This is a genomic window from Roseomonas sp. CCTCC AB2023176 (assembly GCF_042259275.1).
GTDB lineage: Bacteria > Pseudomonadota > Alphaproteobacteria > Acetobacterales > Acetobacteraceae > Roseomonas.
In genome coordinates this window covers 1,409,869-1,436,752 of the sequence record NZ_CP170086.1, presented here as the reverse complement: position 1 = coordinate 1,436,752, position 26,884 = coordinate 1,409,869, and the positions used below count along the sequence as shown (strand labels likewise).

At 71.6% G+C, this 26,884-nt stretch carries 29 protein-coding genes and 1 pseudogene; 21 read left to right on the top strand and 9 right to left on the bottom strand.

Features of this window, described 5'->3' with window-relative positions; translation table 11 throughout:
• The first annotated feature begins 16 nt into the window (after window positions 1–16).
• A complete protein-coding gene (gene dgoD, locus ACE7GA_RS07190; RefSeq protein WP_376097684.1) occupies window positions 17–1,162 on the top strand; it encodes a galactonate dehydratase in 1,146 nt (381 codons plus the stop codon).
• A gap of 12 nt (window positions 1,163–1,174) precedes the next feature.
• On the opposite strand, the gene ACE7GA_RS07185 is transcribed toward dgoD, so the two are convergent.
• Window positions 1,175–2,791, bottom strand: coding sequence for an ABC transporter substrate-binding protein (locus tag ACE7GA_RS07185; protein WP_376097681.1), 1,617 nt, complete (start codon window positions 2,789–2,791; stop codon window positions 1,175–1,177).
• Window positions 2,792–2,911: 120 nt separating this feature from the next.
• Between ACE7GA_RS07185 and ACE7GA_RS07180 the strand changes: the two genes are divergently transcribed.
• The gene (locus tag ACE7GA_RS07180) at window positions 2,912–3,913 is read left to right on the top strand and encodes a Tim44 domain-containing protein (protein ID WP_376097678.1); all 1,002 of its coding nucleotides are present in this window, start codon (window positions 2,912–2,914) and stop codon (window positions 3,911–3,913) included.
• A gap of 51 nt (window positions 3,914–3,964) precedes the next feature.
• On the opposite strand, the gene nth is transcribed toward ACE7GA_RS07180, so the two are convergent.
• The gene (nth, locus tag ACE7GA_RS07175; RefSeq protein WP_376100145.1) at window positions 3,965–4,639 is read right to left on the bottom strand and encodes an endonuclease III; all 675 of its coding nucleotides are present in this window, start codon (window positions 4,637–4,639) and stop codon (window positions 3,965–3,967) included.
• A gap of 145 nt (window positions 4,640–4,784) precedes the next feature.
• Here nth and ACE7GA_RS07170 point away from each other — a divergent pair, with 145 nt between their 5' ends.
• Window positions 4,785–5,303, top strand: coding sequence for a DUF2244 domain-containing protein (locus ACE7GA_RS07170; protein WP_376097676.1), 519 nt, complete (start codon window positions 4,785–4,787; stop codon window positions 5,301–5,303).
• Between the two features lie 60 nt (window positions 5,304–5,363).
• Here ACE7GA_RS07170 and ACE7GA_RS07165 read toward each other — a convergent pair whose 3' ends face one another.
• The 6 genes and pseudogenes from ACE7GA_RS07165 to miaB form a co-directional block, all read right to left on the bottom strand.
• Window positions 5,364–5,819, bottom strand: coding sequence for a helix-turn-helix domain-containing protein (locus ACE7GA_RS07165; protein WP_376097673.1), 456 nt, complete (start codon window positions 5,817–5,819; stop codon window positions 5,364–5,366).
• A 206-nt stretch (window positions 5,820–6,025) separates the two neighbouring features.
• Window positions 6,026–7,639 (bottom strand): apolipoprotein N-acyltransferase, encoded by a 1,614-nt coding sequence (lnt, locus tag ACE7GA_RS07160; protein WP_376097670.1) that lies wholly within the window; start codon window positions 7,637–7,639, stop codon window positions 6,026–6,028.
• Between the two features lie 10 nt (window positions 7,640–7,649).
• Entirely contained in the window at window positions 7,650–8,561 is a 912-nt protein-coding gene (locus tag ACE7GA_RS07155) for a hemolysin family protein (protein ID WP_376097667.1), read from the bottom strand.
• Window positions 8,558–9,040: an rRNA maturation RNase YbeY gene (gene ybeY, locus ACE7GA_RS07150; protein ID WP_376097664.1), complete on the bottom strand. Its 483-nt coding sequence runs from the start codon at window positions 9,038–9,040 to the stop codon at window positions 8,558–8,560. The genes ACE7GA_RS07155 and ybeY overlap by 4 nt, the downstream gene beginning before the upstream one ends.
• A gap of 7 nt (window positions 9,041–9,047) precedes the next feature.
• Window positions 9,048–10,016: a PhoH family protein gene (locus tag ACE7GA_RS07145; RefSeq protein ID WP_376100143.1), complete on the bottom strand. Its 969-nt coding sequence runs from the start codon at window positions 10,014–10,016 to the stop codon at window positions 9,048–9,050.
• A 136-nt stretch (window positions 10,017–10,152) separates the two neighbouring features.
• Window positions 10,153–11,545: pseudogene (gene miaB, locus ACE7GA_RS07140) on the bottom strand (tRNA (N6-isopentenyl adenosine(37)-C2)-methylthiotransferase MiaB).
• A gap of 292 nt (window positions 11,546–11,837) precedes the next feature.
• On the opposite strand from miaB, the gene ACE7GA_RS07135 reads away from it, so the two are divergent.
• From ACE7GA_RS07135 to ACE7GA_RS07125, 3 genes are all read left to right on the top strand, one after another.
• Window positions 11,838–12,905, top strand: a complete 1,068-nt coding sequence (locus tag ACE7GA_RS07135; protein ID WP_376097661.1) for a manganese catalase family protein — start codon at window positions 11,838–11,840, stop codon at window positions 12,903–12,905.
• A 113-nt stretch (window positions 12,906–13,018) separates the two neighbouring features.
• Window positions 13,019–13,432, top strand: coding sequence for a DUF2243 domain-containing protein (locus ACE7GA_RS07130; protein WP_376097658.1), 414 nt, complete (start codon window positions 13,019–13,021; stop codon window positions 13,430–13,432).
• Window positions 13,315–13,803, top strand: a complete 489-nt coding sequence (locus ACE7GA_RS07125; protein WP_376100141.1) for a DUF2243 domain-containing protein — start codon at window positions 13,315–13,317, stop codon at window positions 13,801–13,803. The genes ACE7GA_RS07130 and ACE7GA_RS07125 overlap by 118 nt, the downstream gene beginning before the upstream one ends.
• Window positions 13,804–13,819: 16 nt before the next feature.
• Here the strand turns inward: ACE7GA_RS07125 and ACE7GA_RS07120 are convergent, their stop codons facing one another.
• Complete coding sequence (locus ACE7GA_RS07120) at window positions 13,820–14,377, bottom strand: histidine phosphatase family protein (protein ID WP_376100139.1); 558 nt, start codon at window positions 14,375–14,377, stop codon at window positions 13,820–13,822.
• Between the two features lie 146 nt (window positions 14,378–14,523).
• Between ACE7GA_RS07120 and ACE7GA_RS07115 the strand changes: the two genes are divergently transcribed.
• The 15 genes from ACE7GA_RS07115 to ACE7GA_RS07045 all read left to right on the top strand — a co-directional run bounded on the left by ACE7GA_RS07115 (window position 14,524) and on the right by ACE7GA_RS07045 (window position 26,876).
• Window positions 14,524–15,162, top strand: a complete 639-nt coding sequence (locus tag ACE7GA_RS07115; protein ID WP_376097655.1) for a Tim44/TimA family putative adaptor protein — start codon at window positions 14,524–14,526, stop codon at window positions 15,160–15,162.
• Window positions 15,163–15,227: 65 nt separating this feature from the next.
• Window positions 15,228–16,601 carry an MltA domain-containing protein gene (locus ACE7GA_RS07110; RefSeq protein WP_376097652.1) on the top strand — a complete coding sequence of 458 codons (1,374 nt, stop codon included), beginning with the start codon at window positions 15,228–15,230 and terminating at the stop codon, window positions 16,599–16,601.
• 105 nt (window positions 16,602–16,706) lie between these two features.
• Window positions 16,707–17,498 carry a (Fe-S)-binding protein gene (locus tag ACE7GA_RS07105; protein WP_376097649.1) on the top strand — a complete coding sequence of 264 codons (792 nt, stop codon included), beginning with the start codon at window positions 16,707–16,709 and terminating at the stop codon, window positions 17,496–17,498.
• 4 nt (window positions 17,499–17,502) lie between these two features.
• Entirely contained in the window at window positions 17,503–18,123 is a 621-nt protein-coding gene (locus ACE7GA_RS07100; RefSeq protein WP_376097646.1) for a DUF1345 domain-containing protein, read from the top strand.
• A gap of 146 nt (window positions 18,124–18,269) precedes the next feature.
• Window positions 18,270–18,920 carry a hypothetical protein gene (locus tag ACE7GA_RS07095; protein WP_376097643.1) on the top strand — a complete coding sequence of 217 codons (651 nt, stop codon included), beginning with the start codon at window positions 18,270–18,272 and terminating at the stop codon, window positions 18,918–18,920.
• Window positions 18,921–19,009: 89 nt separating this feature from the next.
• Complete coding sequence (locus ACE7GA_RS07090; RefSeq protein ID WP_376100137.1) at window positions 19,010–20,446, top strand: LutB/LldF family L-lactate oxidation iron-sulfur protein; 1,437 nt, start codon at window positions 19,010–19,012, stop codon at window positions 20,444–20,446.
• A 69-nt stretch (window positions 20,447–20,515) separates the two neighbouring features.
• Window positions 20,516–20,731 carry a hypothetical protein gene (locus ACE7GA_RS07085; protein WP_376097640.1) on the top strand — a complete coding sequence of 72 codons (216 nt, stop codon included), beginning with the start codon at window positions 20,516–20,518 and terminating at the stop codon, window positions 20,729–20,731.
• Window positions 20,732–20,797: 66 nt separating this feature from the next.
• Window positions 20,798–21,580, top strand: a complete 783-nt coding sequence (locus tag ACE7GA_RS07080; RefSeq protein ID WP_376097637.1) for a lactate utilization protein C — start codon at window positions 20,798–20,800, stop codon at window positions 21,578–21,580.
• A gap of 3 nt (window positions 21,581–21,583) precedes the next feature.
• Window positions 21,584–22,156, top strand: a complete 573-nt coding sequence (locus ACE7GA_RS07075) for a Smr/MutS family protein (protein ID WP_376097634.1) — start codon at window positions 21,584–21,586, stop codon at window positions 22,154–22,156.
• A 243-nt stretch (window positions 22,157–22,399) separates the two neighbouring features.
• Window positions 22,400–22,531 carry a hypothetical protein gene (locus ACE7GA_RS07070; protein WP_376097631.1) on the top strand — a complete coding sequence of 44 codons (132 nt, stop codon included), beginning with the start codon at window positions 22,400–22,402 and terminating at the stop codon, window positions 22,529–22,531.
• A gap of 141 nt (window positions 22,532–22,672) precedes the next feature.
• Complete coding sequence (locus ACE7GA_RS07065; RefSeq protein ID WP_376097628.1) at window positions 22,673–23,005, top strand: hypothetical protein; 333 nt, start codon at window positions 22,673–22,675, stop codon at window positions 23,003–23,005.
• A 52-nt stretch (window positions 23,006–23,057) separates the two neighbouring features.
• Window positions 23,058–23,285 (top strand): zinc-finger domain-containing protein, encoded by a 228-nt coding sequence (locus tag ACE7GA_RS07060; protein ID WP_376097625.1) that lies wholly within the window; start codon window positions 23,058–23,060, stop codon window positions 23,283–23,285.
• Between the two features lie 7 nt (window positions 23,286–23,292).
• On the top strand, window positions 23,293–26,184 hold the full coding sequence (gene polA, locus ACE7GA_RS07055) for a DNA polymerase I (RefSeq protein WP_376097621.1): 2,892 nt from the start codon (window positions 23,293–23,295) through the stop codon (window positions 26,182–26,184).
• Window positions 26,185–26,205: 21 nt separating this feature from the next.
• Window positions 26,206–26,406, top strand: coding sequence for a hypothetical protein (locus tag ACE7GA_RS07050; protein WP_376097618.1), 201 nt, complete (start codon window positions 26,206–26,208; stop codon window positions 26,404–26,406).
• Window positions 26,407–26,480: 74 nt separating this feature from the next.
• The gene (locus tag ACE7GA_RS07045) at window positions 26,481–26,876 is read left to right on the top strand and encodes a hypothetical protein (RefSeq protein ID WP_376097615.1); all 396 of its coding nucleotides are present in this window, start codon (window positions 26,481–26,483) and stop codon (window positions 26,874–26,876) included.
• Window positions 26,877–26,884: the final 8 nt, after the last annotated feature.

The following is a 26,884-nucleotide window of genomic DNA, read 5'->3' as shown; positions in this document are numbered from 1 at the left end:
GGCAAGGGAGAGGCCCATGAAGATCACCGCGCTCACCACCTTCCTCGTGCCGCCGCGCTGGCTGTTCCTGAAGATCGACACCGACGAGGGCATCAGCGGCTGGGGCGAGCCCGTGCTGGAGGGCCGCGCCCACAGCGTCGCCGCGATGGTGGAGGAACTCGCGGACTACCTCATCGGCAAGGACCCCTCGCCGATCGAGGACCACTGGACCGTCCTCTACCGCGGCGGCTTCTACCGCGGCGGCGGCGTGCACATGAGCGCGCTCGCCGGCATCGACCAGGCGCTCTGGGACATCAAGGGCAAGGCGCTGAACCAGCCGGTGCACAAGCTGCTCGGTGGGCCCGTGCGCCATCGCATCCGCGTCTATTCCTGGATCGGCGGCGACCGGCCCGCCGATACCGCCGCGGCGCGGGAACGCGCGGCCCTCGGCTTCACCGCGGTGAAGATGAACGGGACGGCCGAGATGGGCTGGATCGACAGCCACGGCGCGGTGGACGCGGCGGTGGCGAGCCTCGCCGCGGTGCGGGAGGCCGTCGGCCCGGGCTTCGGCATCGGGGTGGACTTCCACGGCCGGGTGTACCGTCCCATGGCGAAGACCCTCGTTCGCGAGCTCGAGCCCTTCAAGCCGATGTTCATCGAGGAGCCGGTCCTGAGCGGGAACGCCGAGGCGCTCGCCGAGATCGCCGCCGCGACGACGATTCCGATCGCGCTGGGGGAGCGACTCTACTCCCGATGGGACTTCAAGCCGATCCTCGCGCGCGGGCACGTGGATATCATCCCGCCCGATCCCTCCCACGCCGGCGGCATCACCGAGACACGCAAGATCGCCGCGATGGCGGAGGCGCACGACGTCGCGGTCGCGCTGCATTGCCCGCTCGGCCCCATCGCGCTTGCGGCGAACCTCCAGCTCGACGCCGTGTGCCACAACGCCGCGATCCAGGAGCAGTCGCTCGGCATCCACTACAACCGGGGCAACGACCTCCTCGACTACCTCTCCAACCCCGAGGTGTTCCGCTACGAGGACGGCTGGGTGAAGATCCCGGAAGGCCCCGGCCTTGGCATCGAGGTGAACGAGGAACACGTGCGGGAGCGCGCCCGCGAGGGGCATCGCTGGCGCAACCCGGTCTGGCGGCACGGCGACGGCAGCTTCGCCGAGTGGTGAGGCGCCCCGCCGTCACTCCACGCGGATGTCGCGGACCTGGAACTGGTTGTCCGCCCGATGCGTCACGGTCACGCCCTGCCGCACCGCCCAGGGGATGACCATGTGATAGAGCGGGATATGCCCGAGGTCGTCGTTGTGGATCGCGTGCGCTTCCCGGATTAGGGCCCGGCGGCGCTCGGCGTCCGGCTCCCGTTCCACGGCGTTCACCAGCTCGTCGAAGCGGGCGTTGCTCCAGCCCCCGGCATTCCAGGACGCGACGCCGGCGGCGCCGCGCGACTGCATGATGGAGCGCAGCGTGTACAGCGCGTCGAAGGTCGGGACGCCCCAGGACAGCGCGTAGAACACGGATTCCCGCCGCAGCAGGCGCGGCGTGAACTGCGCGTTGGGGAGGAGGTTGAGCGAGACCCGGATCCCGACCTGCGCCAACTGCGCCGCGACGGCCTGGCAGGCCTCGTCGTAGGTGCCGACGGGGCAGTCCAGCGGCACGGAGAAGCCGTTGGGGTAGCCGGCTTCGGTCAGCAGCCGCCGCGCGGCGTCGCGGTCATAGGGCAGGCGGCGGTCGGTGTCCTGCGACCAGCCGTTGACGAACTGGGTCCACATGCTGCCCGTCGGCACGGCCTGGCCGCGCAGCGTGCGCGTGCGGATGGCGTTCATGTCGATCGCGTGCGCGACGGCTTGCCGCACCCGCAGGTCCCGGAACGGGTTGCGTCCCCGCGCGTCGGAGCCGGCGAGCTCCTCCGCGTCCTGGTTCATGCCGAGGAAGACCGTGCGGTTCTCCTGCCCTTCCAGCACCCGCAGGTTGGGCTGGCGGCGGATGCGCTCCACGTCTTGCGCAGGGACGACGTGGACCATGTCCACCTCGCCCGAGAGCAGGGCCGCGACCCGCGTGGCGTCGGAGGCGAGGATGATGTGCTGGTAATCCGTGACGTTGCCGCGGGCGACGTCCGCCGCCGCGCCCCACCAGGCCTCGTGTCGTCCGAAGACGGTGCGGGAGTCCACGTCGCGGCGGCGGATGACGTAGGGTCCCGTCCCGTTGGTGTTCCGCGCGGTGAACATCTCCTCGCGCTGGCTGAAGTTCTGCGGGCGCTCCGCCCGGTTCGCCTCGGACCAGGAACGCGACATGATCAGCACGCGCGTCAGCTTGTCCGGCAGGGAGCTGTCGGGGACGCGGGTCGTGACGTCCACCGCCAGCGGGCCCGACGCCTCGGCGCCGGTCACGGTGTCCACGAAGATGCCGTAGTTGCTCGTGGGCGCGCGGGCGCGGCCGATGCTGAAGACCACGTCGTCGGCCGTCAGGGTCTCCCCGCCGTGGAAGCGTACCCCTTCGCGCAGGTGGAAGCGCCAGCGCGTCGGCTCAACCTGTTCCCATCGTGTCGCGAGGCCGGGCGCCAGTTTCAGGTCATCGCCGCGGTGGACCAGGGGTTCGTAGACCTGCGAGACAACGAGGAAGGTGAACAGCGCGTTGTTCGCGTGGGGGTCGAGGGTGGAGGCATCCACGCTCGTCGCGACCCGCAGGGTCCGACCGGGGCCGGGTGTGGCCGGCGCCTGTGCCCAGGCAGTTCCCGCCATCAGCATCAGGCCCGCCGCGACGACGCCGATCCGCCGCCCGGTCGTCGATACCTGTCGCATGCCCATCGCTTCGATCTCCTTCTCCGGGCCGAAGGGTGACGGAAGGGGGGTGCAATCCGCAACCTTTCCCCTATATTACAGCGGCGTCAGAAACGCGCTTCCTCTGGGGAAACCGACCACATGCGCACCCGCGCACGCTTCCTGACCTTCGCCGCGGCCCTCGCCCTGGCGCTTGGTCCCGCCATCGCCGAGGCCCGGCCCGGCGGCGGCTCGTCCTCCGGCAGCCGCGGCAGCCGGACCTATTCCGCGCCGCCCTCGACCAACACGGCGCCGCAGGGCGGCCAGCGCTTCGACCGGACCGAAGCCCCGCGCACGCCGTCGACGACTGGCCAGCCCGCGCCCGCGCAGGCCCGCCCCGGCATGGCCACTCCGGCGCCGCAGCCGCAGCGCGGCGGCTTCATGGGCGGGCTGATGGGCGGCCTCGCCGGCGGCCTGCTCGCGGCCGGCCTCTTCGGGATGTTCACGGGCGCCGGCTTCTTCGGCGGCATCTCCGGCCTCGCGGGCGTGCTGGGCTTCCTGCTCCAGATCGCGCTGATCGCAGGCCTGGTCTACCTCGTCGTCCGCCTCATCCGCGGACGCCGCCAGCCCGCGCTGGCCATGGCCGGGGCCGGCCCGATGGGCGGCTCGGCGATGCCGAACGCCTATGCGCGGGAGGTGCAGCAGCCGACCGGCGGCCCGGCCTACGGTGCCGGCGGCGGCGCCCCGGCCACGCGCCCGATCCAGGTTGGCCCGACGGACTTCGCGGCCTTCGAGCGGATGCTGACCGAGGTGAACGACGCCTGGACGCGGCGTGACGTGACGGCGCTCAACCGCCTCGGGACTCCGGAGATGGTCCGCTACTTCCAGGGCGACATGCGCGACCTCGACGCCCGGGGCTGGCGCAACGAGACTCGCGACGTGCGGCTCGAGGCCGGCGACCTGTCGGAGGCCTGGAACGAGGATGGGCTCGACTACGCGACGGTTGCGATGCGCTTCTCGCTCGTAGACGTGACCTATGACGCGACGGGCAAGGTCGTGGAGGGTGACGCGGGCGCGCGGCAGACCGCGACGGAGCTCTGGACCTTCGTCCGGCCGCAGGGCGCGTCCTGGATGCTCTCGGCGATCCAGCAGACCGGGCGCTGATCCGAGCGGTGACGTAACGACCCGGCCGGGGGCGACTCCGGCCGGGTTTTTTCATGCCGGCGGGGCGGGCGGCAGCTCGTCCATGCCCGCCGGCGCCGCGACCTTGTCGCGGTAGTTGCAGGCGCCGATCACCGGGCAGCGCCAGCAATCCGGCGTCCGCGCCTTGCAGACGTAGCGGCCGTGCAGGATGAGCCAGTGGTGCGCGTCGCGCAGGAGTTCCGGCGGGCAGCGGCGCACGAGCCCGTCCTCGACCTCCCGCGGTGTCTTGCCGGGCGCGAGGCCCGTGCGGTTGCCGATGCGGAAGATGTGCGTGTCCACCGCCATCGTGTCCTGCTCGAAGGCGACGTTCAGCACGACGTTCGCGGTCTTGCGGCCGACACCGGGCAGGGCTTCCAGCGCCTCACGCGTCGTGGGGACCTCGCCGCCATGGCGTTCCAGCAGCATGGCCGCCAGCGTCGCGACGTTCTTCGCCTTGGCCTGCCAGAGGCCGATCCGGCGGATGTGCGGCGCGATGCCGGTCGCCCCGAGAGCCACCATCGACGCCGCGTCGGGCGCCGCCTCGAACAGTGTGGCCGTTGCCTTGTTCACGGCGATGTCCGTCGTCTGCGCGGACAGCACCACGGCGACGAGCAACGTGAAGGGATCGCGGTACTCCAGTTCCGGCCGCGGCGTCGGGTTGGCGACGGCAAGGCCGCGAATGAAAGCCTCGGCTTGGGCGGCGGACATGCGACGGGCGCGGCGCGGCTTGTCGGCGGTGCCGTGCAACGGTGCGCGGCCGGGCTTTGACTTGGGCGGCATGGTGGCTGTTTTTGTCACGGCGCCGTGAAATGGGGGCAGACGCACTGCACCGGCAACCCTAACATCTGCAGGCATGTCAGCCTGCGACACCTCGGTCCGATTCCAGGCCGAAACCAGCCCCCGCCAGTCCTGGGATCCCCGCGGCTTTCGCGTCGTCACCGGCCTCCTGCTGATCGGCTCGGTAGCGACGACGACGGTGTTCTGGATCATGGGCGCCTGGCCCGTGGCGGGCTTCATGGGCGTGGAGGTCGTGGGCGTCCTCGCGCTGATGCTCGCCCATCGTCGCTGGTCCAGCCGCGCGCGGGAACGGATCACCCTGCACGACGACGCGCTGCGCGTGGAGCGGGAGGATGGCCGCGGCCAGCGGGAGGTAGCCTCCCTCGACGCATACTGGACGAAAGTGGCGCTGCACGCCCGTCCCGGCCGGATCAGCGAGTTGCGCCTCACCAGCCGCGGCCGCTCGATCGAGGTCGGCCGCTTCCTGCCGGAGGTGGAGAAGCTACGTCTCGCGGAAGCGCTCTCGGCTGCCCTGCGCGACCTCCGCTCCCCCGTCTTCGACAACCCCCAGCTCCGGGCGACACCGGCGACCTGACGAACCACGCGCCCCGCAGGGCCACGCGTCAGTCAGGCCACGCGTCGGGCGCACTTCGCGTCAATCAGACGGCGCGAGGCTCTTGATCAGTTCGAAGACGCGCTTGCGCACCGCAGGTTCGGTGATCCGGTAATAGGCTCGCACAAGCTCCAGCGTCTCCCGCCGATTCATCGTGTCGTCCTCGAAGGCGTCCTGCGTCTCGGCGAATCCGGCGAGGCGTGACCGGTAAGCCGACGTACCGCCGCCCGGGCCGCCCGGCATGTCGTCGAAGAAGAACCCGATCGGCACGTCCAGGACGCGCGCAAGGTCGAACAGCCGGCTCGCGCCGATCCGGTTGACCCCGCGTTCGTACTTCTGGACCTGCTGGAAGGTGAGGCCGAGCGCCTCCCCGAGCTTTTCCTGGCTCATCCCGAGAAGGGTCCGCCGCAGCCGAACGCGGCTTCCGACGTGCACGTCGATCGGACTCGGCCGGTGCTCGCGTTCCGCGCTGCGCTCCACCGCCTCTTCACCCTGCATCCGCGCTCATCCTCCGACCGCCGAGCGGCCGCCGGGTGAGCGTACCGCGTGCCAATGTGACGGGACGCCGCATCCTGCGAAGTCCGCGCCTTCAGGCTCCTTGAACGCTGGTACAACGCTTAAGGTTTGTCAACTCTTTCGAGAATTCCAAGTTTTTCGACAACCCACGGGTGCCGGTCACTCGCGCAACGATTTCCATCCTGCGCTCATGGATCACGGGTCGCGCGCTTGCCTACCAGCAATCCAGCCAGAAGGCATACCCCCGCCAGCAGGCCCGGCAGAAGCAGCCCGATTCGCGAGAAGGGCGTGGCCGCCCCGGCCGTCGGCAAGGGTGACAGCGCGATCCCCGTTTCCCCCAGCGGGATGCGCGCGACCTCGCGTCCTCGCGAATCGAAGACAGCGGAGATGCCGGTCTGGGCGGCGCGGGCGAGGGGCAGACCTTCCTCGACCGCCCGCATGCGGGCGGCGGCGAGGTGCTGGTGCGGGCCGGCGGAGATGCCGAACCAGGCATCGTTCGTGATGTTCAGCAGCCAGCCCGGGCGTTCCGCGCCGACCACGGCGCCGGGAAAGATCACCTCGTAGCAGATGAGGGGGGAGACGGCGGGAAGGCCGGGCAGGGGCACGGCGAGCGGGCCGGGACCGGAGGAGAAGTCGACGCCGCCGCGGACGAGGCGGACCGGCAGCAAGCCGGAGAGCGGCATGTATTCGCCGAAGGGAACCAGGTGGAACTTGTCGAAGGTGGCGGCGAGGGTGCCGTCGGGCGTGACCGCGGCCATGGAGTTGTAGAGCTCCCGCGCCCGGCCATCGGGGCCCCAGACCGCACGGACGGTGCCGGCGAGGAGGAGGCCGTTCGGGCCGATGGCCTCGCCGGCGATGCGGCGGGCCTCAGGGTCGTTGGCGAGGAGGAAGGGGCTGGCGGTCTCGGGCCAGATGACGACGGGGCGGGTGCCCGGGGCTTGGCGTGCGGCGGCTTCGATGCCCTGGCGGGAGAGGTCGAGGTAGCGACGGAAGATCGGCATCCGCGTCTCCTCCCGCCACTTGGCCTCCTGCGCGACGTTGCCCTGGACGAGGACGAGCGAGACGGGGAGCGGCGGGGGTTCCGCCCCGGAGAGGCGCCAGACGCCGAAGGCGCCGAGGAAGGCGAAGGCGAAGGCGCCGCCGAGCATCCCGCGGCGACCCAGGAGCGGCATGCAGGCGAGGAGGACGGTGATCAGGGAAAGGCCATGCGTCCCGATCCAGGCGGCGCCCTGGATGGCGACGGGGTCGAAGGCCCAGGCGGTGCCGAGGAGGTTCCAGGGGAAGCCCGTGAAGGCCCAGCCGCGGACGAACTCCGCCAGGACCCAGCCGCCGGCGAGGACGAGGATCCGCGACCAGCCCGGGCGCGCGCGCCAGGCGAGAAGGGCGGGGATGACGGCGTAGAGACCCATGAACAGCGCGAGCAGGGGCACCGCGATGGGGACGAGCCACCAGAAGCGCTCGACCTCCGTCAGGATGGAGTGGGTGATCCAGTAGAGGCCGGTGACGTGCCCGCCCCAGCCGAAGGCCCAGCCGAGGAGGGCGGCGCGCTTCCAGGTCGTGGCGCGTCCGAGGAGGATGAGGAGGCCGGGGAAGCAGACCAGCAGCACCGGCAGGGCGAAGACCGGCGGGAAGGCCAGTGCGGTCAGGGCGCCGAGCACGAAGGCGGCGAGCAGGGCTCGCCATCCTGCCAGGGACTTGAGCCAGGCGACGGCGCGCGGCAGCAGGCCGGAAGCGGGCCGCGCAGTGGGGGGCATGGCGGCGGGGCGCGCGGGCGCCTCCGCGACGATCTCGGGCGGGGTCATCGCCGGCGTTCTACTCCGCGGCGAGCTTGCCCGTCGCGTCGCCCGTGGCGGAGGGGCGGCGGACCCGCAGGCGGCGGATGCGGCGCGGGTCGCTCTCCAGCACGCGGAACTCGAGGCCGGAGGCGTGGGAGACGAGTTCCCCCCGGGCGGGGACGCGTCCCGCGAGGGTAAAGACGAGGCCTGCCACCGTGTCGATGTCCTGCCCCCGTTCCTCGTCGGTGAGAATGGGGCCGAGCTTCGCCTCGAAGGCCTCGACGGGGGTGCGGCCGTCGAGGTCGAGGCTGCCGTCGGGGCGCTCGACCATCTGCGGCGCCTCCTCCACGTCGTGCTCGTCGGAGATGTCGCCGACGATGGCTTCGACGAGGTCCTCGATGGTGACCAGGCCGTCGATGCCGCCGTATTCGTCCACGACGAGGGCCATGTGGGTGCGGCGTTCGCGCATCTGCAGCAGCAGGTCGAGGATGGGCACCTGCGGGACGACGAAGAGGAGGGGGCGCAGCACCTTCTCGATCGAGAAGCGCTCGGGCGTGCGCACCGTCGCGAAGACATCCTTGATGTGGACGAAGCCGAGGATGTCGTCGAGGTTCTCGCGATAGACGGGGTAGCGCGAATGGCCCTCGCGCTGGATGAAGGCGATCGCCTCGTCGCAGGTGAGGTCGGCCTGGATCGCGAGGATGTCGGCCCGGGGGACCATGACGTCCACTGCGGTCTTGCTCCGCAGGCGCAGGACGTTGCGGAGGATCGTGCGTTCCTGCGCGTCGAGGCCCTGGTCGTCGGTCTCGCCGTCCTCCTGGCCTTCGACGAGGGCAGCCACCTGGTCGCGCGCGCTCTCGCCCTCGCGCTTCCGCAGCAGGCCCTGGAAGCGCCAGAGCAGGCCTTCGCGCGGTCCGTTGCCGGCGCCGTTGCCGTTCCGCTCGCTCACGCCAGCCCTCGCCACGGGTTCGGCAGGGCGAGGCGGCGCATCACCCGCGCCTCCGCCTGCTCCATCCGCCGAGCTTCCCCGGCGCGCAGGTGATCGTGGCCGACGAGGTGCAGGACGCCGTGGGCGACGAGGTGCGACAGGTGCGCGAGGACGGGGCGGCCGGCCGCTCGCGCCTCCCGCCGCACGGTGCCGAGCGCCAGGGCGACGTCGCCGAGGAAACCAGGGTGATCCGCCGGGAAGGACAGGACGTTCGTCGGCTTGGCCTTGCCGCGATGTTCGGTGTTCAGGCGCCGGACCTCGCGGTCGTCGGCGAGCAGGACGGTGACGGTGCCCTCTGCCCCGGCCTCGGCCAGGGCGGCGGCCGCAGCGCGGCGCGCGGCGTCCTCCACGCGGGGCACGGCGGACCGCCAGGCGGGGTCCGCCAGGACGACCTCGATATCAAGCCCGGCGGCATCACCGCCGGGCGGGCGACTGCCCACGTCCGCCTTACTCCCTCGTCGCGCGCCGGGGCCGCGCGTCGTTGCCCCCCACGGCACCACCACGTGCGGCCTCGGCCCGGCCATAGGCCTGGACGATCCGCCCGACGAGCGGGTGCCGTACCACATCGGTCTCGGCGAAACGGGTAACCCCGATGCCCTCCACCCCGTCAAGCACGGAAAGCGCCTCGACCAGGCCGGAGGTCTGGCCGGAGGGCAGGTCCACCTGGGACGGGTCGCCGGTGATGACCATCCGCGTGCCCTCGCCCATGCGGGTGAGGAACATCTTCATCTGGGCGGGGGTGGTGTTCTGCGCCTCGTCCAGGATGGCGTAGCAATGGGCGAGGGTGCGTCCCCGCATGAAGGCAAGCGGGGCGATTTCGATCTCCCCCGACGTCAGGCGGCGCGTGACCTGTTCGGCCGGCATCATGTCGTGAAGTGCGTCGTAGAGGGGACGGAGGTAGGGGTCCACCTTCTCCTTCATGTCGCCGGGGAGGAAGCCCAGGCGCTCGCCGGCCTCGACCGCCGGGCGGGAGAGGACGATGCGGTCCACCCGGCCTGCCTGGAGCAACGCCACCCCCTGCGCGACGGCGAGGTAGGTCTTGCCGGTGCCGGCGGGGCCGACGCCGAAGACCATCTCGTGCCGCTGGAGCATGTCCATGTAGGTGGCCTGGGTGCGCGACCGTGCGGCGATCGCGCCCTTGCGGGTGCGGATGGCCGGCAGGTCCGCGAGCGGCAGGCGCGGGTCTTCGGCAGGGCCGTCCGCCATGCGCAGCGCCGCCTCGACCTCGGCCGCGCCGGTGGATTCACCGCGTTCCAATCGCTTCCAAAGCCCCTTCAGCACGGCTTCTGCGAGGGATGCCCCCTCGGCGGGCCCGAAGATCGTCACCCGGTTGCCGCGCGCCGTGAGCCGCACGCCCAATCGTTGCTCGATGCGCGCGAGATGCCGGTCGTGCTCCCCGAGGAGCAACGGCAGCAGCGCGTTGTCGTCGAACTGGAGGGTGACGGATCGGGGCGCCGTATCGCCTGATCCGTGGGGCGCGCCGAACGTCGCGCCGCGCGCGAACGTCCGTGGGTCGGGGCGGAGGGCGATGCCCCCGCGGGAGCGAGGCTGGTCAAGCGGCGCGGGACTCCTCGTGCGAAGGCGCGGCGAAAACAGGTTGCACCGGGGTTGCGGACAATGAATTGGGGTGTGCGGCCGTCAGATGCATCGGCACGACCTCGCCGGGTTGCCACGCACCGGGCGAATGCACCGGCTGGAGCCAGGGCGAGCGGCCCGCCGACTGCCCGGGATGGCGGCCGGGGCCGGTGACCAGGACATCCACCGTCCGGCCGACGCAGGCGCGGTTGAAGGCGTCCTGCTGTTCGCGGAGCAGGGTCTGGAGATCCTGGAGGCGCGAGATCCTTCTCGGCCTCGGGCACCGCGCCGGCCATGGCGGCGGCGGGGGTGCCGGGACGCGCCGAGTACTTGAAGGAGTAGGCGCCGGCGAAGCCGACGCGGCGGACGAGGTCCATCGTGGCGTCGTGGTCCGCGGCGGTCTCGCCGGGGTGGCCCACGATGAAGTCGGAGGTGAGAGCGAGGTCGGGACGCGCCTCCCGCAGCCGGTCCGCGATCCGCAGGTAGTGATCCGCGCCGTGCCCCCGGTTCATCGCGCGGAGGATTCGGTCCGACCCGGACTGCACGGGAAGGTGCAGGTACGGCAGGAGGGCCGGGATGTCCCGGTGGGCGGCGATGAGGGCATCGTCCATGTCACGCGGGTGGCTCGTCGTGTAGCGCAGACGGGAAACGCCGGGGATGTCGGCCAGTTCGCGCAACAATCGCGCGAGGCGCCAGGTGTGGCCGTCGGGACTCGGGCCCTCCCAGGCATTCACGTTCTGGCCGAGCAGGGCGATCTCCCGTGCGCCGCCGGCGGCCAGGCGCCGTGCTTCCGCGACGATGGCGGCGGCGGGGCGCGATGACTCCGCGCCGCGCGTGTAGGGCACGACGCAGAACGAACAGAACTTGTCGCAGCCCTCCTGGATCGTGAGGAAGGCGACGGGACCCTGCGGCGTCGTTGCTTCGGGCAGGTGGTCGAACTTGTCCTCCGCCGGGAAGTCCGTCTCGATCACGGCGCCGGCGGCGCGGGATGCCCGGGCGACCATTTCGGGCAGCCGGTGGTAGGTCTGGGGCCCGAGAACGATGTCCACCCAGGGGGCGCGGGCGGTGATTTCCGCGCCCTCGGCCTGCGCGACGCAGCCGGCGACGGCGATGATGGTGTCGCGCCCCGCCGCCCGCCGCTCCTCCTTCGTCTTCCGCAGGCGGCCGAGGTCGGAGAAGACCTTTTCCGACGCCTTCTCCCGGATATGGCACGTGTTGAGGATGACCATGTCGGCCTCCTCGGCGGCCTCGGTCGGGGCGTAGCCGAGCGGCGCCAGGACATCGGCCATGCGGCCGCTGTCGTAGACGTTCATCTGGCAGCCCCAGGTCCGGATCAGCAATCTCTTCGCGGGCTGCCGCGCGGCGGTCATGGAACGGTCGAACCCCTCGGCCCAGCCCACCCCACCCCGGGGCGCGCTACCGGGCGCGGCGCGCATGTGCGGCCCGCCGGGGAAGGGGTCAAGCGAATCGGGCGAACCCGGCTGATTCCATGCGGGAATCGTCGCGGCAAAGGCCCGCGCCGATCAAGTGACAATTCGCCGGGAAATCGCGTGACGTTTCGAGCGGGGGAGCAACTGCGGGCCGCCTTGACCTTTCGCATCCCGGGCGACGGATCGTCGCGCTTAACCCTTGTTAGTTCTCGGTTTTTTCGACGGAGGTCCCATGTTCTACACCGACGGCCAACTCCAATTCCCCGTGCGCGTCGAGCGCCCGAACCCGATCTTCGCCCGCGCCCTGCAGCAGGCGATCGGCGGCGTCGAGGGCGAGATCCGCGTGATGATGCAGTACCTCTTCCAGGGCTGGGGCTCCCGCGGCCCGAAGAAGTACCGCGACATGCTGATCAACACGGGCACGGAGGAGATCGGCCATATCGAGATGCTGGCCACCGCCGTCGCGCTGAACCTCGAGGGCGCGCCGTTGTCCATGCAGGAGGATGCGGTCGCGGGGAACGGTGCGGTCGCCGCGGTGATGGGCGGCATGAACCTGCGCCACATCCTCTCGACCGGGATGGGCGCGACGCCGGAGAACTGCAACGGCGTGCCGTTCAACGCATCCCACGTCTATGCCAGCGGCAACATCGTCGGCGACATGTACGCGAACGTCGCGGCGGAGGCGACGGGGCGCGTCCTCGCCGTCCGGCTCTACGAGATGACGGATGATCCGGGGATGAAGGAAATGCTCTCCTTCCTCATCGCGCGCGACACGATGCACCAGCAGCAGTGGCTCGCGGTGATCGAGGAGCTGGGCGGCAACGCGGCGCTGCCGGTGCCCAATTCCTTCCTGCAGGAGCAGGAGCAGCACCAGTTCGCCTACGGCTATTTCGGCCACCGCGTGGACGGGATGATTCCGGAGGGGCGCTGGACGCAGGGGCCGTCGCTCGACGGGAAGGGGACCTTCGAGCCGATGCGGTCGCGCCCGCTTGGCGGGGAGCCGATGCTGGCCCCGCCGCCGCCGAACAGCGGCGCGCAGGTCGAGCAGATCCAGGGCGGCGGCGCCATGGAGGGCGCGGTGCCACCGGGCACCCGCGATTCCGCGACCGGCCGGCCGATGGGCAGCGCCCTGGCGGGCAGCCCGATGGCCGGCGCGGCGATGGCGGGGGCTGGCATCCCGGCGGCTGGCATCCCAGCGGCTGGCATGACGGGTGGCGGCATGACGGGCGGCGGCATGACGGGCGGCGGCATGGCCGCCAACGCCACGGGCGCCCCGAACCGGAACGACACGCCGGTCTGACACGCCGGTCTGAGGCGAGAGTCCGGCGCGACGGTCTGACGAAACGGTCTGACCAAACGGGGCGGGGCCGGTCGCGCGGCCCCGCCCGCATCCATCTCCGGGGGACGCGGCACATGATCCAGGACGGCATGCGCCCCACGGGGGGCCTCCTCCTCGCCGGCGGGGTGATCGGCTTCGCGCTCGGTGGGTTCTTCGACGGCATCCTGCTGCACCAGGTACTGCAATGGCACCACTTCCTGTCGCTCGTGCAGGGGGCGGCGCTGCGCCAGATCGGCAACCAGATCCTGGCGGACGGGCTGTTCCACGTCGCGGTCTATGCGATCGCGGCGGTGGGACTGGTCCTGCTCTGGCGCGCGCGGGGCGGCTTCGCGGCGGGGGCGCGGACCGGCGGATGGTCGGCGCGGCGCTGCTGGGCTTCGCGGCGTGGCAGGTCACGGACGTCGTGGTCTTCCACTGGATCCTCGGCATCCACCGCATCCGCGTGGACGTGCCGAACCCGCTGGCCTGGGACATCGGGTGGCTCGTGATCGTGGGCGGGCCGCCGCTGCTGCTGGGGCTGATCCTGTTCCGGCGGATCGGCGGTGCGGGCGGGTCCCCGCGTGGCGCGGTGGCGGCGTCCGTCCTGGCCTTGCTGACGCTCGGCGCGGCGCCCGTCGCCTCGCTGCCGCCGGCGGGCGTCACGACGGCGCTCGTGCTGTTCCGGCCGGGGACGGGGCTGGAGGGCGCCGTGGCTGCGGTGGCGGCCGCCAACGGGCGCGTAGCCTGGGCCGATCCGTCGGGCGAACTCGTGCTGGTGGACATGCGGGAGGCCAGCACCTGGCGGCTCTACCGCGGCGGAGCACTGATGGTCGGCACCACGCCCGCAACGGGCGGGTGCCTGGCCTGGACGCGGGTCTGAGGCCGCCCTGCAGTCGTCAGCCGTGGTGCCAGTTCACCTCGGCCGGCCCGTCCTCGCGCGGGTCGCAGCGGACCCACTGGCCGTTCATGACGGACTGACCCGTCATCGAGAGGATGAAGCCCCAATGGGAGACGACGACGGTGTGCGGCCAGTCCGGCCGGTCGCGCATCGTCGTCCGGAAGTGGCGGGCCCGTTCGAGGATGGATTCGGCCGGCTCCTCCCGGTCGGGCCACCAGACCGGGTCCACGCCGCTGAAGTCGTGCTCGGGCCAGGCCTCGGCGAGGTCCGGCGCGGGGCTGCCCACATCGCAGGCGAAGGCGAAGCGTTCGCGGACCAGGGGCTGCACGTGGACGGGGAGGCCGAGCCGCCGGGCCAATGGCGCCGCGGTCTGGAGGGCGCGCGTGTAGGGGGAGGCGATGATGCAGCGGATCGTCTCCCGCGACAGGGCCTCGGCCGCGGACTCCGCCTGCTCGTGGCCGAGCGGGGTGAGGCGCGGGTCCTCGATCCCCGGGTCCACGCGGTTCTTCGCGAAGTGCAGGTTGAACTCGCTCTGTCCGTGACGAAGGAGGATCATGGGCTGGAGGTAGCGGCGGCGCCCCGGCACGGCAACGCCGGCCTCCGACCCCGACGTGACTTCGCGCGGCACGACTGACGGGACGGTTCGCTTATTGCGGCGACGTGACCGCGGGCCTAACTGAGGGAGACGATGGAGCCAAATCCATGAGCGGCGGATTCCCGCTTGATCTGATCCTGTTCGGGATGGTCGCAGCCTTCCTCGTTCTGCGGCTGCGGAGCGTGCTCGGCCGCCGGACGGGGTTCGAGCGCCCGCCCGCGCCCGTTGCGGTGCCGCGCCCGGTGGAGGCCGAGGTGACCCCCGCGCCGGCGCGCCGCGGCGTGCCCGATGCGCGCGGGCCAGTCGGGCAGGCGCTGTCGCGCATCCGCGGGGTTGACCCGTCCTTCGACGCCGCGGCCTTCCTCGGCGGCGCGGAGGGGGCCTTCCGGATGATCGTAGAGGGCTTCGCCGCGGGAAACCGCCCGTTGCTGCGCGACCTGCTGTCCGAGGAGACCTATGCGGGCTTCGAGGCGGCGATCGCAGACCGCGAGTCCCGCAGCGAGCGCCAGCGCACCGAAATCCGGGAGGTCCGGGACGCCTCGATCGAGGCGGCTGACCTCCGCGGCACTGTCGCGGACGTGACCGTGCGGTTCGTTTCCGATCAGGTAAACCTGACTACGGACGCGGAAGGCAAGCCCGTGGCCGGCACCGACGCGGTGACGGAACTCACGGACGTCTGGACCTTCCAGCGGGACCTGCGTTCGGAGGATCCGACCTGGAAGCTGGTGGCCACCCGCTCGGCCTAAAGGCTCGATCCCGCCGGTGGGCCCGTCCCGCCGGCCACCTGCTCCGCATCATCGTCCCATTTTGCTTGACTGGCTGCGCGGCGACCGACATCGCCGACGCCCCGCCGCGGACGGTCCTGGACGACGTGGTCGTCGAGGCGCCGCAGGTGCCCGCGACGCAGTCGGAGCTCCGGGAGGTCTCGGCGCGCGTGCCGGCGCCTCCGGGGCGCGTCCCCGCCCTTCCCGCGCCGCAGGCCGCCACCGACCTCGCCGATCCCGGCCCGCCCGTCCCGCCGCGCACCCTGCCGGGGTGGCGCGCGGATGCGGTGAGCCAGTCCCTGCCGGCGATCCGGATGGCCTGCGCCCATGCGCGTGCGGTGCTGGCCGCGACCGCCCACCCGCAGCCGCGGACTGCGGCGGCCGCCCAGTCCCCGCCCGACCTGCCGGACGACGTGCCGCCGAGCGTCGCGGAATCCCTCACGCCCGCCTGCACCGCCCTGGCCCGGCTGCGCAACCCGACGGACGCGGCCGTCCGCGCCTGGGTGGACCGGTACTTCGTGGCGGAGCCACAAGGGGAGGGCGTCGCGACCGGCTACTACGAGCCGACCCTCCGGGTGAGCCCTGCGCGCGAGGAGGGGCGAAGGGCCGCGATCATGGCCCAGCCGCCCGGCCCGACGCCGGCGCGCGCCGCGATTTACGCGGCGGTGGAGCGGGGCGAGCCGCCGGCGGAGGTCCTGGCCTGGGCCGATCCGGTCGAGGCGTTCTTCCTGGAGATCCAGGGGTCGGGGCGGCTGCTCTTCCCCGACGGGACGCTGCGGCGCGTGGGCTATGCCGGGCAGAACGGGCAGCCCTTCGTGCCGATCGGCCGCGTCCTCGTCACGAGGGGCGTGATGCGGCGGGAGGAGGTGTCGTTCCAATCCCTTCGCGCCTGGCTGCGGGAGGCCGGGCCGGGGCCCGTGCGGGAACTGATGGAGCGGAATCCGTCCCACGTCTTCTTCCGCTGGCGGGATGATCTGCCGCTCTCCGACGGGCCGGCTGGGGCGATGGGCATCCCGCTGGTGCCGCTGCGGAACGTGGCGGTGGACCGCGCGTTCACGCCGCTCGGCCTGCCCGTCTGGATCGCGACCCGCCACCCGCTGACCGGGCGTCCGCTGGAGCGGCTGATGGTCGCGGCCGACACGGGCGGTGCGATCAAGGGCCGCGCGCGCGTGGATATCTTCTGGGGCTGGGACGGCAATGCCGAGGCCGGCGCGGGGCGGATGCGGGACGCGGTCCAGGTCTGGGTGCTGCGGCCGCGGAACCCGAACCTGCAGATCGCGGAGGCCGACCTCGACCCCGCGCCGCGCGGCCGTGGCCGGGCACGGGGGGCGGAGGGTGACGCGGCCGCCGTGCCGGTGGCCGGGACGACCCCGTCCGGCCGGCCCGTCTTCGCCGTGGCACCGGGGGAGGCCACGCGATGACGTCGCCGCGTCCGGGGTGGTGGCGTCCGGAACGGCGGGACCGCCGTGTGGGCAGCGGCCGCGCCCCGCGGTGACGCCCCGCGCCCGCTTCGGTATCCTGCGGCGATGACTGATCCTGTCTCCGCGCCGGCCGGGCGGCCGCGCGTCGCGCTCTTCGTCACCTGCCTCGTGGATCTCTACCGGCCGACGGTCGGCTTCGCCGCGATCCAGCTGCTGGAGGAGGCGGGCTGCATCGTCGAGGTGCCGCGCGCCCAGACCTGCTGCGGCCAGCCCGCGTACAACACGGGCGACCGCGCGACGGCGGCGGACCTCGCGCGGCGCGTGGTGGACGAGTTCCTGGGCTACGACCACGTCGTCGCGCCATCCGGGTCCTGCGCGGGGATGATCGCACACCACTACCCCGCGCTCTTCGCCGACGATCCGGAATATCGCGGCAAGGCGGAAGCGCTGGCGGCGCGGACGCACGAGTTGACTCAGTTCCTGGCGGATGTGGTGCGGGCGGATACGACGCGGGCGCGCTACGACGGCGTGGCGGCGTATCACGACTCCTGCTCCGGGCTGCGCGAGTTGGGCGTGCGGGTGCAGCCGCGGCGGCTGCTGGCGGCGGTGCCGGGGCTGACTGTGCGGGACCTCGCGGAGCCCGAACTGTGCTGCGGCTTCGGCGGGACCTTCTGCGTGAAGTATCCGGACATCTCGACGCGGATGGTCACCGACAAGGTGGCGGACATCCGCGGGACGGGGGCCGATACGCTGCTGGCGGGCGACATGGGCTGCCTGCTGAACATGGCGGGGCGCCTGAAGCGGGAGGGGTCGGAGATCCGCGTGCGCCACGTCGCCGAGGTCCTGGCAGGAATGACGGACCGCGTGGCGCCCATTGGGGAGGCGGAGGAGCGCTGAGATCGTGACCCTCGGGCGCCGCCCCGCGCTGCTCATCGCGATCGGGTGCGGCGTGATCGGGGCGGCGGTGGCGGCCATCGCGGGGGTGCGGGGGACCGGCGCGGCCGTGATCGGCTGGGATGCCTCGGTGATCGCCTACCTCGCGTCCCTGTTGCCGCGGGTCTGGGCGGCGAGCCCGGAGGCGATGGCCCGCCGCGCCGGGGAGCTGGAGGGGAGCCGCTGGACCGTCCTGACCCTGTCCGCCGCGGCTGCCGTCGCCTCGCTCGTCGCGGTAGTGGCGGACCTGGCCGTCGCGAAGGGGACGCCGGGCGCGGGCGCCGCGGCGGCGTTGGCAGGAGGCACCGTCATCCTGTCCTGGTGCTTCGTGCAGGTGATCTTCGCGCACCACTACGCGCACGAGCACCTGTTGCATGGCGGCCTGTCCTTCCCCGGCAACGACCGGCCGGACTTCCCGGAGTTCCTCTACTTCGCGATGACGGTCGGGATGACGGCGCAGGTGTCCGACGTGACGACGACCACGCCGGCGATGCGGCGCGTCGTGCTGGGGCACGCGGCGCTGGCCTTCCTGTTCAACGCGGTGGTGCTGGCGGCGGCGGTGAACCTGGCGGCGGCGCTGGTGGGATAGCAGGACGAGGAATCCGACGCCGCGTCTCACGCAGTGGCCCGATGAGCGGCCAAGAGGGAACATCACGTGCGCGGATGGGCCAGATCATGAATTGGATCGCTTCACAATCCGATTGCCCGGGCTGACTCGCGCATGCTGACCTCGGCGTGGAGGTCCGCGCGATGAGTGGAAGCAACGAGAAAGGCTGGTTTCACGAGCAGACCGGCATCCCCTTTGCCGTTTGGATGCGGGGCGGCACGGCGACGTACGTGGAGCAGAAGGTCAAGCTCGGCGAATTCATCCAGCAGAAGAAGCTGGAGTGCGATCAGCAGCTTCGACTCCAGAAGGACCTGGAGGACCAGCGGCGGCGCAAGGAAGAGGACATCATGCTCCTTGATGGCGCCCTGAAAGAGAGCCAGAGCGAGTTTCAGCGGATCGAGGCCGAGCGCATCAAGGTTGAGAAGCGCATGCACGAGCGGAAGACCTACCCGTTCAAGCCCGACGTCTCCAACGCGCCGGGCGCGATCCTGAACTGGATGCTGAGCCATATCCCCCCGGTGAAGGTGGTGCTCACGGTCAAGACGGGGGTGGACATCACCCGGGGAGCCTACGACCACTACCAGGACAAGAAGCTGAAGGTGGAACTGCGGGAGCAGGAGGAGACCCACACCGGTTTCCAGGACGCGACGGCGCAGGAGATCCAGCAGCAGGCGAAGGACCTCGAGAAGCTGCGAACCACACTCGTCGCACACCTCAATACGATCAAGACGTCGCAGGAGACCCTGGCCCAGACCCAGAAGGCGGCGGACAAGCTCTGACGACCTGGTGCCGCTGCCCTTGGACCGTCCCAGCCGTGCCCGCACGACACATGCCCAAGGCGCGGTGATGGTGTAGAAGCGGGGTGGCCATGGTCACCCTCACCTCCCCCGACTTCAAGAACCGCGCCTCCCGGGCGCTGGCGGATGCCGGCCTGCAAAAGGCGCTGGCGAAATCCGGCCCGGGCTTCCACGCCAAACGGTCCAAGGCGGTCGAGGGGCTGCCGGAGTTCGAGCGGCTGCGCGACCTCGGGCGGGACATCAAGAACCACACCCTCGCGCACCTCGACCACTACCTCGAGATCTACGCGGAGAACGTCGAGCGCGCGGGTGGGCACGTTCATTGGGCGTCCACGGCCGAGGAGGCGCGGAACGTCGTGCTGGAGATCTGCCGCAAGGCCGGGGCGCGGACCGTCACCAAGGGCAAGTCCATGATCTCCGAGGAGATCGGGGTGAACGACCACCTGGAGGCGCACGGGATCACGCCGGTCGAGACGGACCTCGGCGAGTACATCATCCAGATCCGGCACGAGTACCCGTCCCACATCATCGCGCCGGCCTTCCACCTGAACCGGGAGGATTGGGAGGAGTCGTTCCGCCGCGCCCACACCGATCTTCCGGCCGACCGCGTCTTCCACGAACGCCGCGACATCCTGGCGGAGGCGCGGGGGCTGCTGCGGAGCAAGTTCCTCGCGGCCGATGTCGGCATCACCGGCGCGAACTTCCTCGTCGCCGAGACCGGGTCCTCGGTCATCGTGACGAACGAGGGGAACGGCGACCTGACGCAGACCCTGCCGCGCGTGCACGTCGTGCTGGCGAGCATCGAGAAGGTCGTGCCGACGCTGGAGGACTGCACGTCGCTGCTGCGGCTGCTGGCGCGCTCCGCCACGGGCCAGGACATGTCGGTCTACACGACCTTCAGCACGGGCGGGCGCCGCGCCGCCGACCTGGACGGGCCGGAGGAGTACCACGTGGTGCTGCTCGACAACGGCCGGTCCAACATGATCGGCACGGAGTTCCAGGACATGCTGCGCTGCATCCGCTGCGCGGCCTGCATGAACCACTGCCCGGTCTACGGCGTGACGGGCGGGCACGCCTATGGCTGGGTCTATCCGGGGCCGATGGGGTCGGTGCTGACGCCTTCCCTCGTCGGCGTGGACAAGGCGGGGCACCTTCCCAATGCCTCCACCTTCTGCGGGCGATGCGAGAGCGTCTGCCCCGTGCGGATCCCGCTGCCGAAGCTGATGCGCCACTGGCGGGAGCGGGAGTTCGAGCGGCACCTGACGCCCGCGGCGATCCGCACGAACCTGAACATCTGGGCCTGGTTCGCGCGGCGGCCCGGCTGGTACCGCACGGCGACGCGCGCCGCGATCGGGGCCTTGTCATTGCTGGGACGCGGCAAGGGGCGGTTTGCGTCGCTGCCGCTTGCAGAAGGCTGGACGAAGGGCCGGGACCTGCCGGCGCCCGAGCCCGGCGGAACCTTTATGGCGCGGTACGAGAAGATGCAGCGCGGCGGCGGGGCGCGATAAACCGGCGCGCGGGGGCAACCCCGGTCGTCTCGCGGGCGTTACATCGGTACAACGCCCAGGATTGCCGTCATGACCCGTCTCGCCTTGCCGGCCCTCCTCGCCCTGACCGCCCTCGCCGCCTGCGCGGAGCCCTACGGCGGCTACGGCCCCGGGCGTCCCGCGGTTGCGGCCCCTGGCTACGGCGCCCGGGACTGGCGCGCCGCCGAGAGGCGCGAGGAGCGTCGGGAGGAACGCCGCGAGGAGCGGCGCGAGCGGGCCGAGGAGCGCTACGACCGTCGTTGGTAGGCAACGCTTGCGGCGGATGGCATCGGGAGGCAGCGCGGCTATATCGGCGCTGATCCCGGGGGCCGCATGTCGAAGGACGCCATTCTCTCCGCCATTCGCCGCGGTTTGCGCCGCGGCCCGTTGCCGGCGGACCAGCGCGCCATGCTGGACGGGCGGCTGGCGACGCATCCGCGTCACCTGATCCCCGCGCGGTCCCGCGTGCCGCGTCCCGAGCAGATTGCCCTGTTCATCCGCAACGTGGAGAAGGAGTTCGGGACGGTGGAGCGCGTGCCCGACGCTGCCTCGGTCCCCGGGGCGGTGGCGGACTACCTCGCGGGCCAGAACCTGGCGCCGCGCTTCGTCCTGGCGCCGCATCCCGAACTGATTAGCCTGCCCTGGTCGGACCGACCGATGCTGGCCTTCGAGACGCGGCGGGCGCTGGGCGACGACGCGGTCTCCGTCCAGCAGGCCTATGCCGGGATCGCGGAGACAGGGACGCTGATGTTTCCCTCCGACCCCGCGCGCCCGACCACCCTGAATCTGCTGCCGGAGACGGAGATCGCGGTCATCCGTGCCTCCGCCATCGTGGGCCCGATGGAGGAAGCCTGGGACCGGCTGCGGGCGGAGCGTGCGGGCGCGGAGCCGTCCGGCGGATTCATGCCGCGCAACATGATGTTCGTAACGGGGCCTTCGCGGTCGGCTGACATCGAGCAGACCTTGGAGCTGGGCGCCCACGGGCCGCGTCGGCTGCACGTCATCATCGTGGAGGACGACCCGGCGGCGCTCGCGGCCGACATGGCCGCCGATCACCGGCCGGAGGCAGCACGGACCCCCGCGGCCGAGCCCGGCACGCTCGCCACCGGCGAATAGGGGGTGGCCAAGGGCGCGCCGCCCGCCTCGCCGCGCGCCCGGTCGCGGCGGGAGCGTTCCGTCTCGGAGGGGGAGCGGGCGCTGTGGGGTGCCTATGTCGCGCTGAACGGCGTCGCGGCCCTGCCCGGCCGCGCCGTCCCGCCGACGCCGGTGCCCGAACCCGTGCCGGAGGCCCCGGCAGACGCGGACCCCGCGCCGACAAAGCGCCAGGGGGCGAAGGCGCCGGTTCCCGCCCTCGTCGTCGGCAAGGGCGGCGCGGGGCTGGATGAGCGGCGCTGGCGCGACCTGCGGCGCGGGAAGACCCGGCCGGAGCGTCGGCTGGACCTGCACGGGCGCCGGGCGGAGGAGGCGCATGCCCTCGTCCTGCGGTTCGTCCGCGACGCCCATGCGGACGGGGTGCGGCTGGTCGAGATCGTTACGGGTAAGGGCAGCGGGGAGGGTGGGGTGCTGCGGCGGGAACTGCCGCATTGGCTGAACCTGCCGACCCTGCGGCCGCTGATCCTCGGCGCGGTGCATCCGGGGGCGGAGAACACGGGCGCCGTGCGGGTCCTGCTGCGGCGGCGCCGGCAGGGCTGATCCGCGGGCTGGGACGGCTCGACAGGTATCCCCGGGCGAGGCGCGGCGCCGCCGCGGCACGGTCATCGGGCATGAATTCATGGCCGCGCCGGCATTGGCCGCGGCTGGCCCGCCGCCGGCATCCTTCCCCTCGCCAGCGGTCCGGCGGACCCGGCCGGGATGATCCCCGTCCATGGCGGGCCCGCCCGGCGTGCAGACAGCCGGCGGGCAGACAGCCGGCGGGCAGACAGAAGGAGACGCACGATGTCCATGATGCAGGTTGCCCTCACCACCCTCGCCGTGTTCGCCATCCCCGTCGCGCTCATCACCGGCACGCTCGGCGGTGGGCTGCTGCTGCTCGGGCGGCGGGGCGATCGCGCCGATGGCGGGCGCTGAGAGGCACGCGGCCGTTCCGGCCCCCGCCTCCGCTCCTACGGGCGGATAGGCGATCGCGCTGGCGGATCGGCTGGCGCTCTCGCACCTGCTGCGGGTCACCCTCGGCGTGTTCCTGCTGCAAGGGGAGTCGAGAAGTTCGTCGTGCCCGGCACGACGACGGGGATCTTCCGGACCTTCTGCGAGGTCGAGATCGCCGCCTCCGTGCCCGCCCTGCTTGGCACGGCGCAGGGGGCGGTGGCGCTGATCGCCGGCTCCGTGCCGCGCCTGACCTACGGGCTGGCGCCGGTCCTGCACCCGGTCACCGTTTCGGTGCCGATCCCCCGCCTGCCCTCGCCGTGGAGCCCGATCAGCAACCACCCCTTCGTCGCGGGCCTGCCGGTCCTCGCCGGCTTCGTGGCGCTCTACGTGCTGCGCGACGCGGACCCGTGGAGCCTGGCACGGTGCTTCCCCGTCGGGCGCCGGTCGGCGGCGTGACGAACCGCCTGGGGCGGTAGCCGGCCCTGGCGGCCGCCCCTATGTTCGGGCGATGCGAGATCCTGGCCGCACGGGCTACGCCCCGAACCTTGTCCCCGGTGTCACGGCGGAGGAGAAGATCACCGTCACGACACGCCACGTCGGCTGCGACGGCGGGGGCGGGGCGCTGGGGCATCCGCTGATCTACCTGCGGCTGGAAGGCGAGGAGATCACCTGCCCCTATTGCTCCCGCACCTTCGTACTCGCGCCCGGCGCGGGTGCGGACGACAACCATCACTGATCCTGGCATGAGCGATCCGGCGGGGACGCCAGATGATGCGGCGCCGGAGGATGCGGTGAGCGTCGTGCCCGGCGGTGACGGCACGACGGTCAGCCCGGCCGCGAAGGCCGCGGCGAAGGAACCCGTGGCGCCAGGCGAGCGGCACCTGATCCTGGTGGACGGGTCGGGGTACATCTTCCGGGCCTTCCACGCCCTTCCGCCGATGACGAATCCGGAAGGCGTGCCGGTGAACGCGGTCTTCGGCTTCACCCAGATGCTCGGCCAGTTCCTGCAGCGGCACGCGGCGTCGCACATCGCGGTGGTCTTCGACGCGCAGCGGGCGAATTTCCGGAATGCGATCTTCGATGCATACAAGGCCAACCGCACGGAACTGCCGCCCGAGCTCGCGCCGCAGTTTCCGCTGATCCGCGAGGCGACGGATGCGCTGGGCATCCTCGGCGTGGAGCAGGAGGGGTACGAGGCGGACGACCTGATCGCGGCCTACGCCAAGGCCTTCGTCGCGACGGGCGGGCGCGTGACCGTCGTGTCGTCCGACAAGGACCTGATGCAGCTCGTCGAGGATGGCTGCGTCGAGATGCTCGACCCCATCAAGCAAAAGCCGATCCGGTCGGCCGAGGTGATGGAGAAGTTCGGCGTCACGCCGGACAAGGTCGTGGAGGTGCAGGCGCTGGCGGGCGATCCCACGGACAACGTGCCGGGCGTGCCGGGGATCGGGATCAAGACGGCGGCGGGGCTGATCGCGGAATACGGGGATGTCGAGACGCTTCTGGCGAACCTCGACAAGATCAAGCAGCCGAAGCGGCGGCAGGCGCTTGAGGAGAACCGCGAGAACGCGCTGATCTCCAAGCGCCTCGTGACGCTCGACAAGGATGCGCCGCTGCCGGCGCCGGTGGAGGCCATGGCGGCGCGCGCGCCGGAGCCGGGGCGGCTCTCGGCCTTCCTGAAGCAGCATGGATTCCGGAGTATCCAGCACCGGCTCGGGCTCGACGCGGACGGGACGGTGCCAAAGGCGCGGCCGGAGGGGCCGGCGCCGGCACCAGTCGCGCTCGCGCTTCCGACCGACGTCACGCCATTCGGGCCCTACGAGACGGTCACGACGATCAAGGCGCTGCGTGCATGGGTTGACGCCGCCCGGGTAGCCGGCGTTATGGCGTTGGATACGGAGACGACGAGCCTCGACGCGCTGAACGCGGACCTCGTCGGCGTCTGCATGGCGGTCGCGCCGGGGCGGGCGGCCTACCTCCCGCTGCGGCATGTCGGTGCGGACATGCTGACGCCGGCGCCGGAGCAGGTGGCGTATGACGATGCGATCGCCATCCTGCGTCCGTTGTTCACCGATCCTTCCGTCCTGAAGGTGCTGCACAACGCGAAATACGACCTGGAGGTCCTGCAGCGCGCGGAGAACGGCACGCTGGACGTGACGCCTGTCGACGACACGATGCTCATGTCCTACTCGCTTGATGCCGGGCGGCACGGGCATGGGATGGACGAATTGTCGCGGCGGCACCTGTCCCATCAGCCCATCACCTTCGACGAGGTGACGGGGACGGGGAAGGGACGGAAGTCGTTCGCGACGATCCCGCTGGACATGGCGACGGCCTACGCAGCGGAGGATGCGGACGTCACGCTTCGGCTGTGGCACGTGCTGAAGCCGCGGCTGCGGACGGACAAGGCGCTGGCGCTGTACGAAAAGGTGGAGCGGCGGATGGTCGCGGTGCTCCGCGACATGGAGGTCGCGGGCATCAAGGTGGATGGCTCCCTACTCCGACAGACCGGCGCGGAGTTCGCGGAACGCATGGCGGCGCTGGAGAAGGAGATCCACGAGATCGCCGGGCGCCCCTTCGCCGTGGGATCGCCGAAGCAGTTGGGGGACGTTCTGTTCGGTGAGCTTGGCCTGCCGGGCGGGCGCAAGGGAAAGACGGGCGCCTATTCCACCGACGTCTTCGTGCTGGAGGAACTCGCCGCGACCACCGGCCACCCGCTGCCGCGCAAGGTGCTGGACTGGCGTCAGTTGTCGAAGCTGAACTCGACCTACGTCGAGGGATTGCAGGCCCAGATGGCGAAGGACGGGCGGGTCCACACCGACTTCTCCATGGCCATCACCTCGACCGGGCGATTGTCCTCCACGGAACCCAACCTGCAGAACATCCCGATCCGCACGGAGGAGGGCGCGCGCATCCGCCGGGCCTTCGTGGCGGAGGAAGGGCACCTGCTGCTGGCAGCGGACTATTCGCAGATCGAGTTGCGGCTCCTGGCGCATGTCGCGGAGGTACCGTCGCTGCGGGAGGCCTTCGCGACGGGGCAGGACATCCACACCCGCACGGCGTCCGACATCTTCCGCGTGCCGCACGACAAGGTGGACAAGGAACTGCGGCGCCGCGCCAAGACCATCAACTTCGGCATCATCTACGGCATGTCGGCCTTCGGGCTGGCCGGGCGGCTCGGCATCGGGGCGGGGGAGGCGCGGGGGATCATCGACGCCTATTTCGCGCAGTACCCCGGCATCCGCGATGCGATGGAAGGCTTCAAGGAAGAGGCGCGCATCCACGGCTTCGTCCGCACGCCGTTCGGCCGTGCCCTGTGGGTGCCGTCCATCAACGCGCGCAACGCATCGGAGCGCGGGAACGCGGAGCGCGCGGCGATCAACGCACCATTCCAGGGTGGAGCCGCGGAGATCATCAAGCGCGCGATGGTGCGCATCCCCAAGGCGTTGCGGGATGCGCGGCTGTCGGCGCGTATGCTCCTCCAGGTGCATGACGAACTGTTGTTCGAAGTGCCGGAAGGCGAGATGGAACCGACGACGGCGCTCGTGCGCGACGTGATGGAGAACGTCGCGACGCTGCGCGTTCCCCTGTCCGTCGAGGTCGGGCACGGCCATTCCTGGGCCGAGGCGCATTGACGTCCGGGGCGCCGCCGCCGCATGCCGCCCGGCGTCAGCGCCGCCCTGTTCTTCGCCCTTCTCTGCTTCACGGCGGCGGGGGCGACATTCCTCGTATTCTTCGGGCCAGGACTGGCCTGGCGCTTCCGGGCCTGGTCCTGGCGGGGTCGCATGATCCTCGCGGGCTGGACTGTGGGACTGGCGGCGGCGCTGTTGTATTTCGGGATGCAGTTGTTCCGGTGAGTGCGGCAGGGCGGGCCCTGGACAGGGTGCCAGGCCGTTGTTGCGATTGTCTCGACGAAGGAAGGAAGCGGATCATGCGGCGTCGGGGCATCGTGGCGGGGTTGCTTCTGGCGGCGGCGAGCCTTGGCGCCTGCCAGCGCGGCGATCCGGCGACCGGCGGCGGCGTGCCGATCCAGGCCTACGACAACATCGTGTTCACCGGCAGCGCGACGACGAACCAGCGCGGGGACCAGATCAAGCGCGCGGCCATCGCGCAGGGCTGGGTGGTGGAGGAGCGGGGGCCGCGGCTGCTGCGCGCGACCTACACGCTGCGCCGATACCAGGCGGTGGTGGAGTTGCCCTACACGAACACCGGCTTCTCCGTTCGCTACGTGTCGAGCCAGAACCTGGAGACGGCGCCTGGCTTCGTGCTGCGGGACTACAATGCGTGGGTGGATCGGCTGCAGCGTGCCATCGTCACGGGGCGCTGAGCCACGCC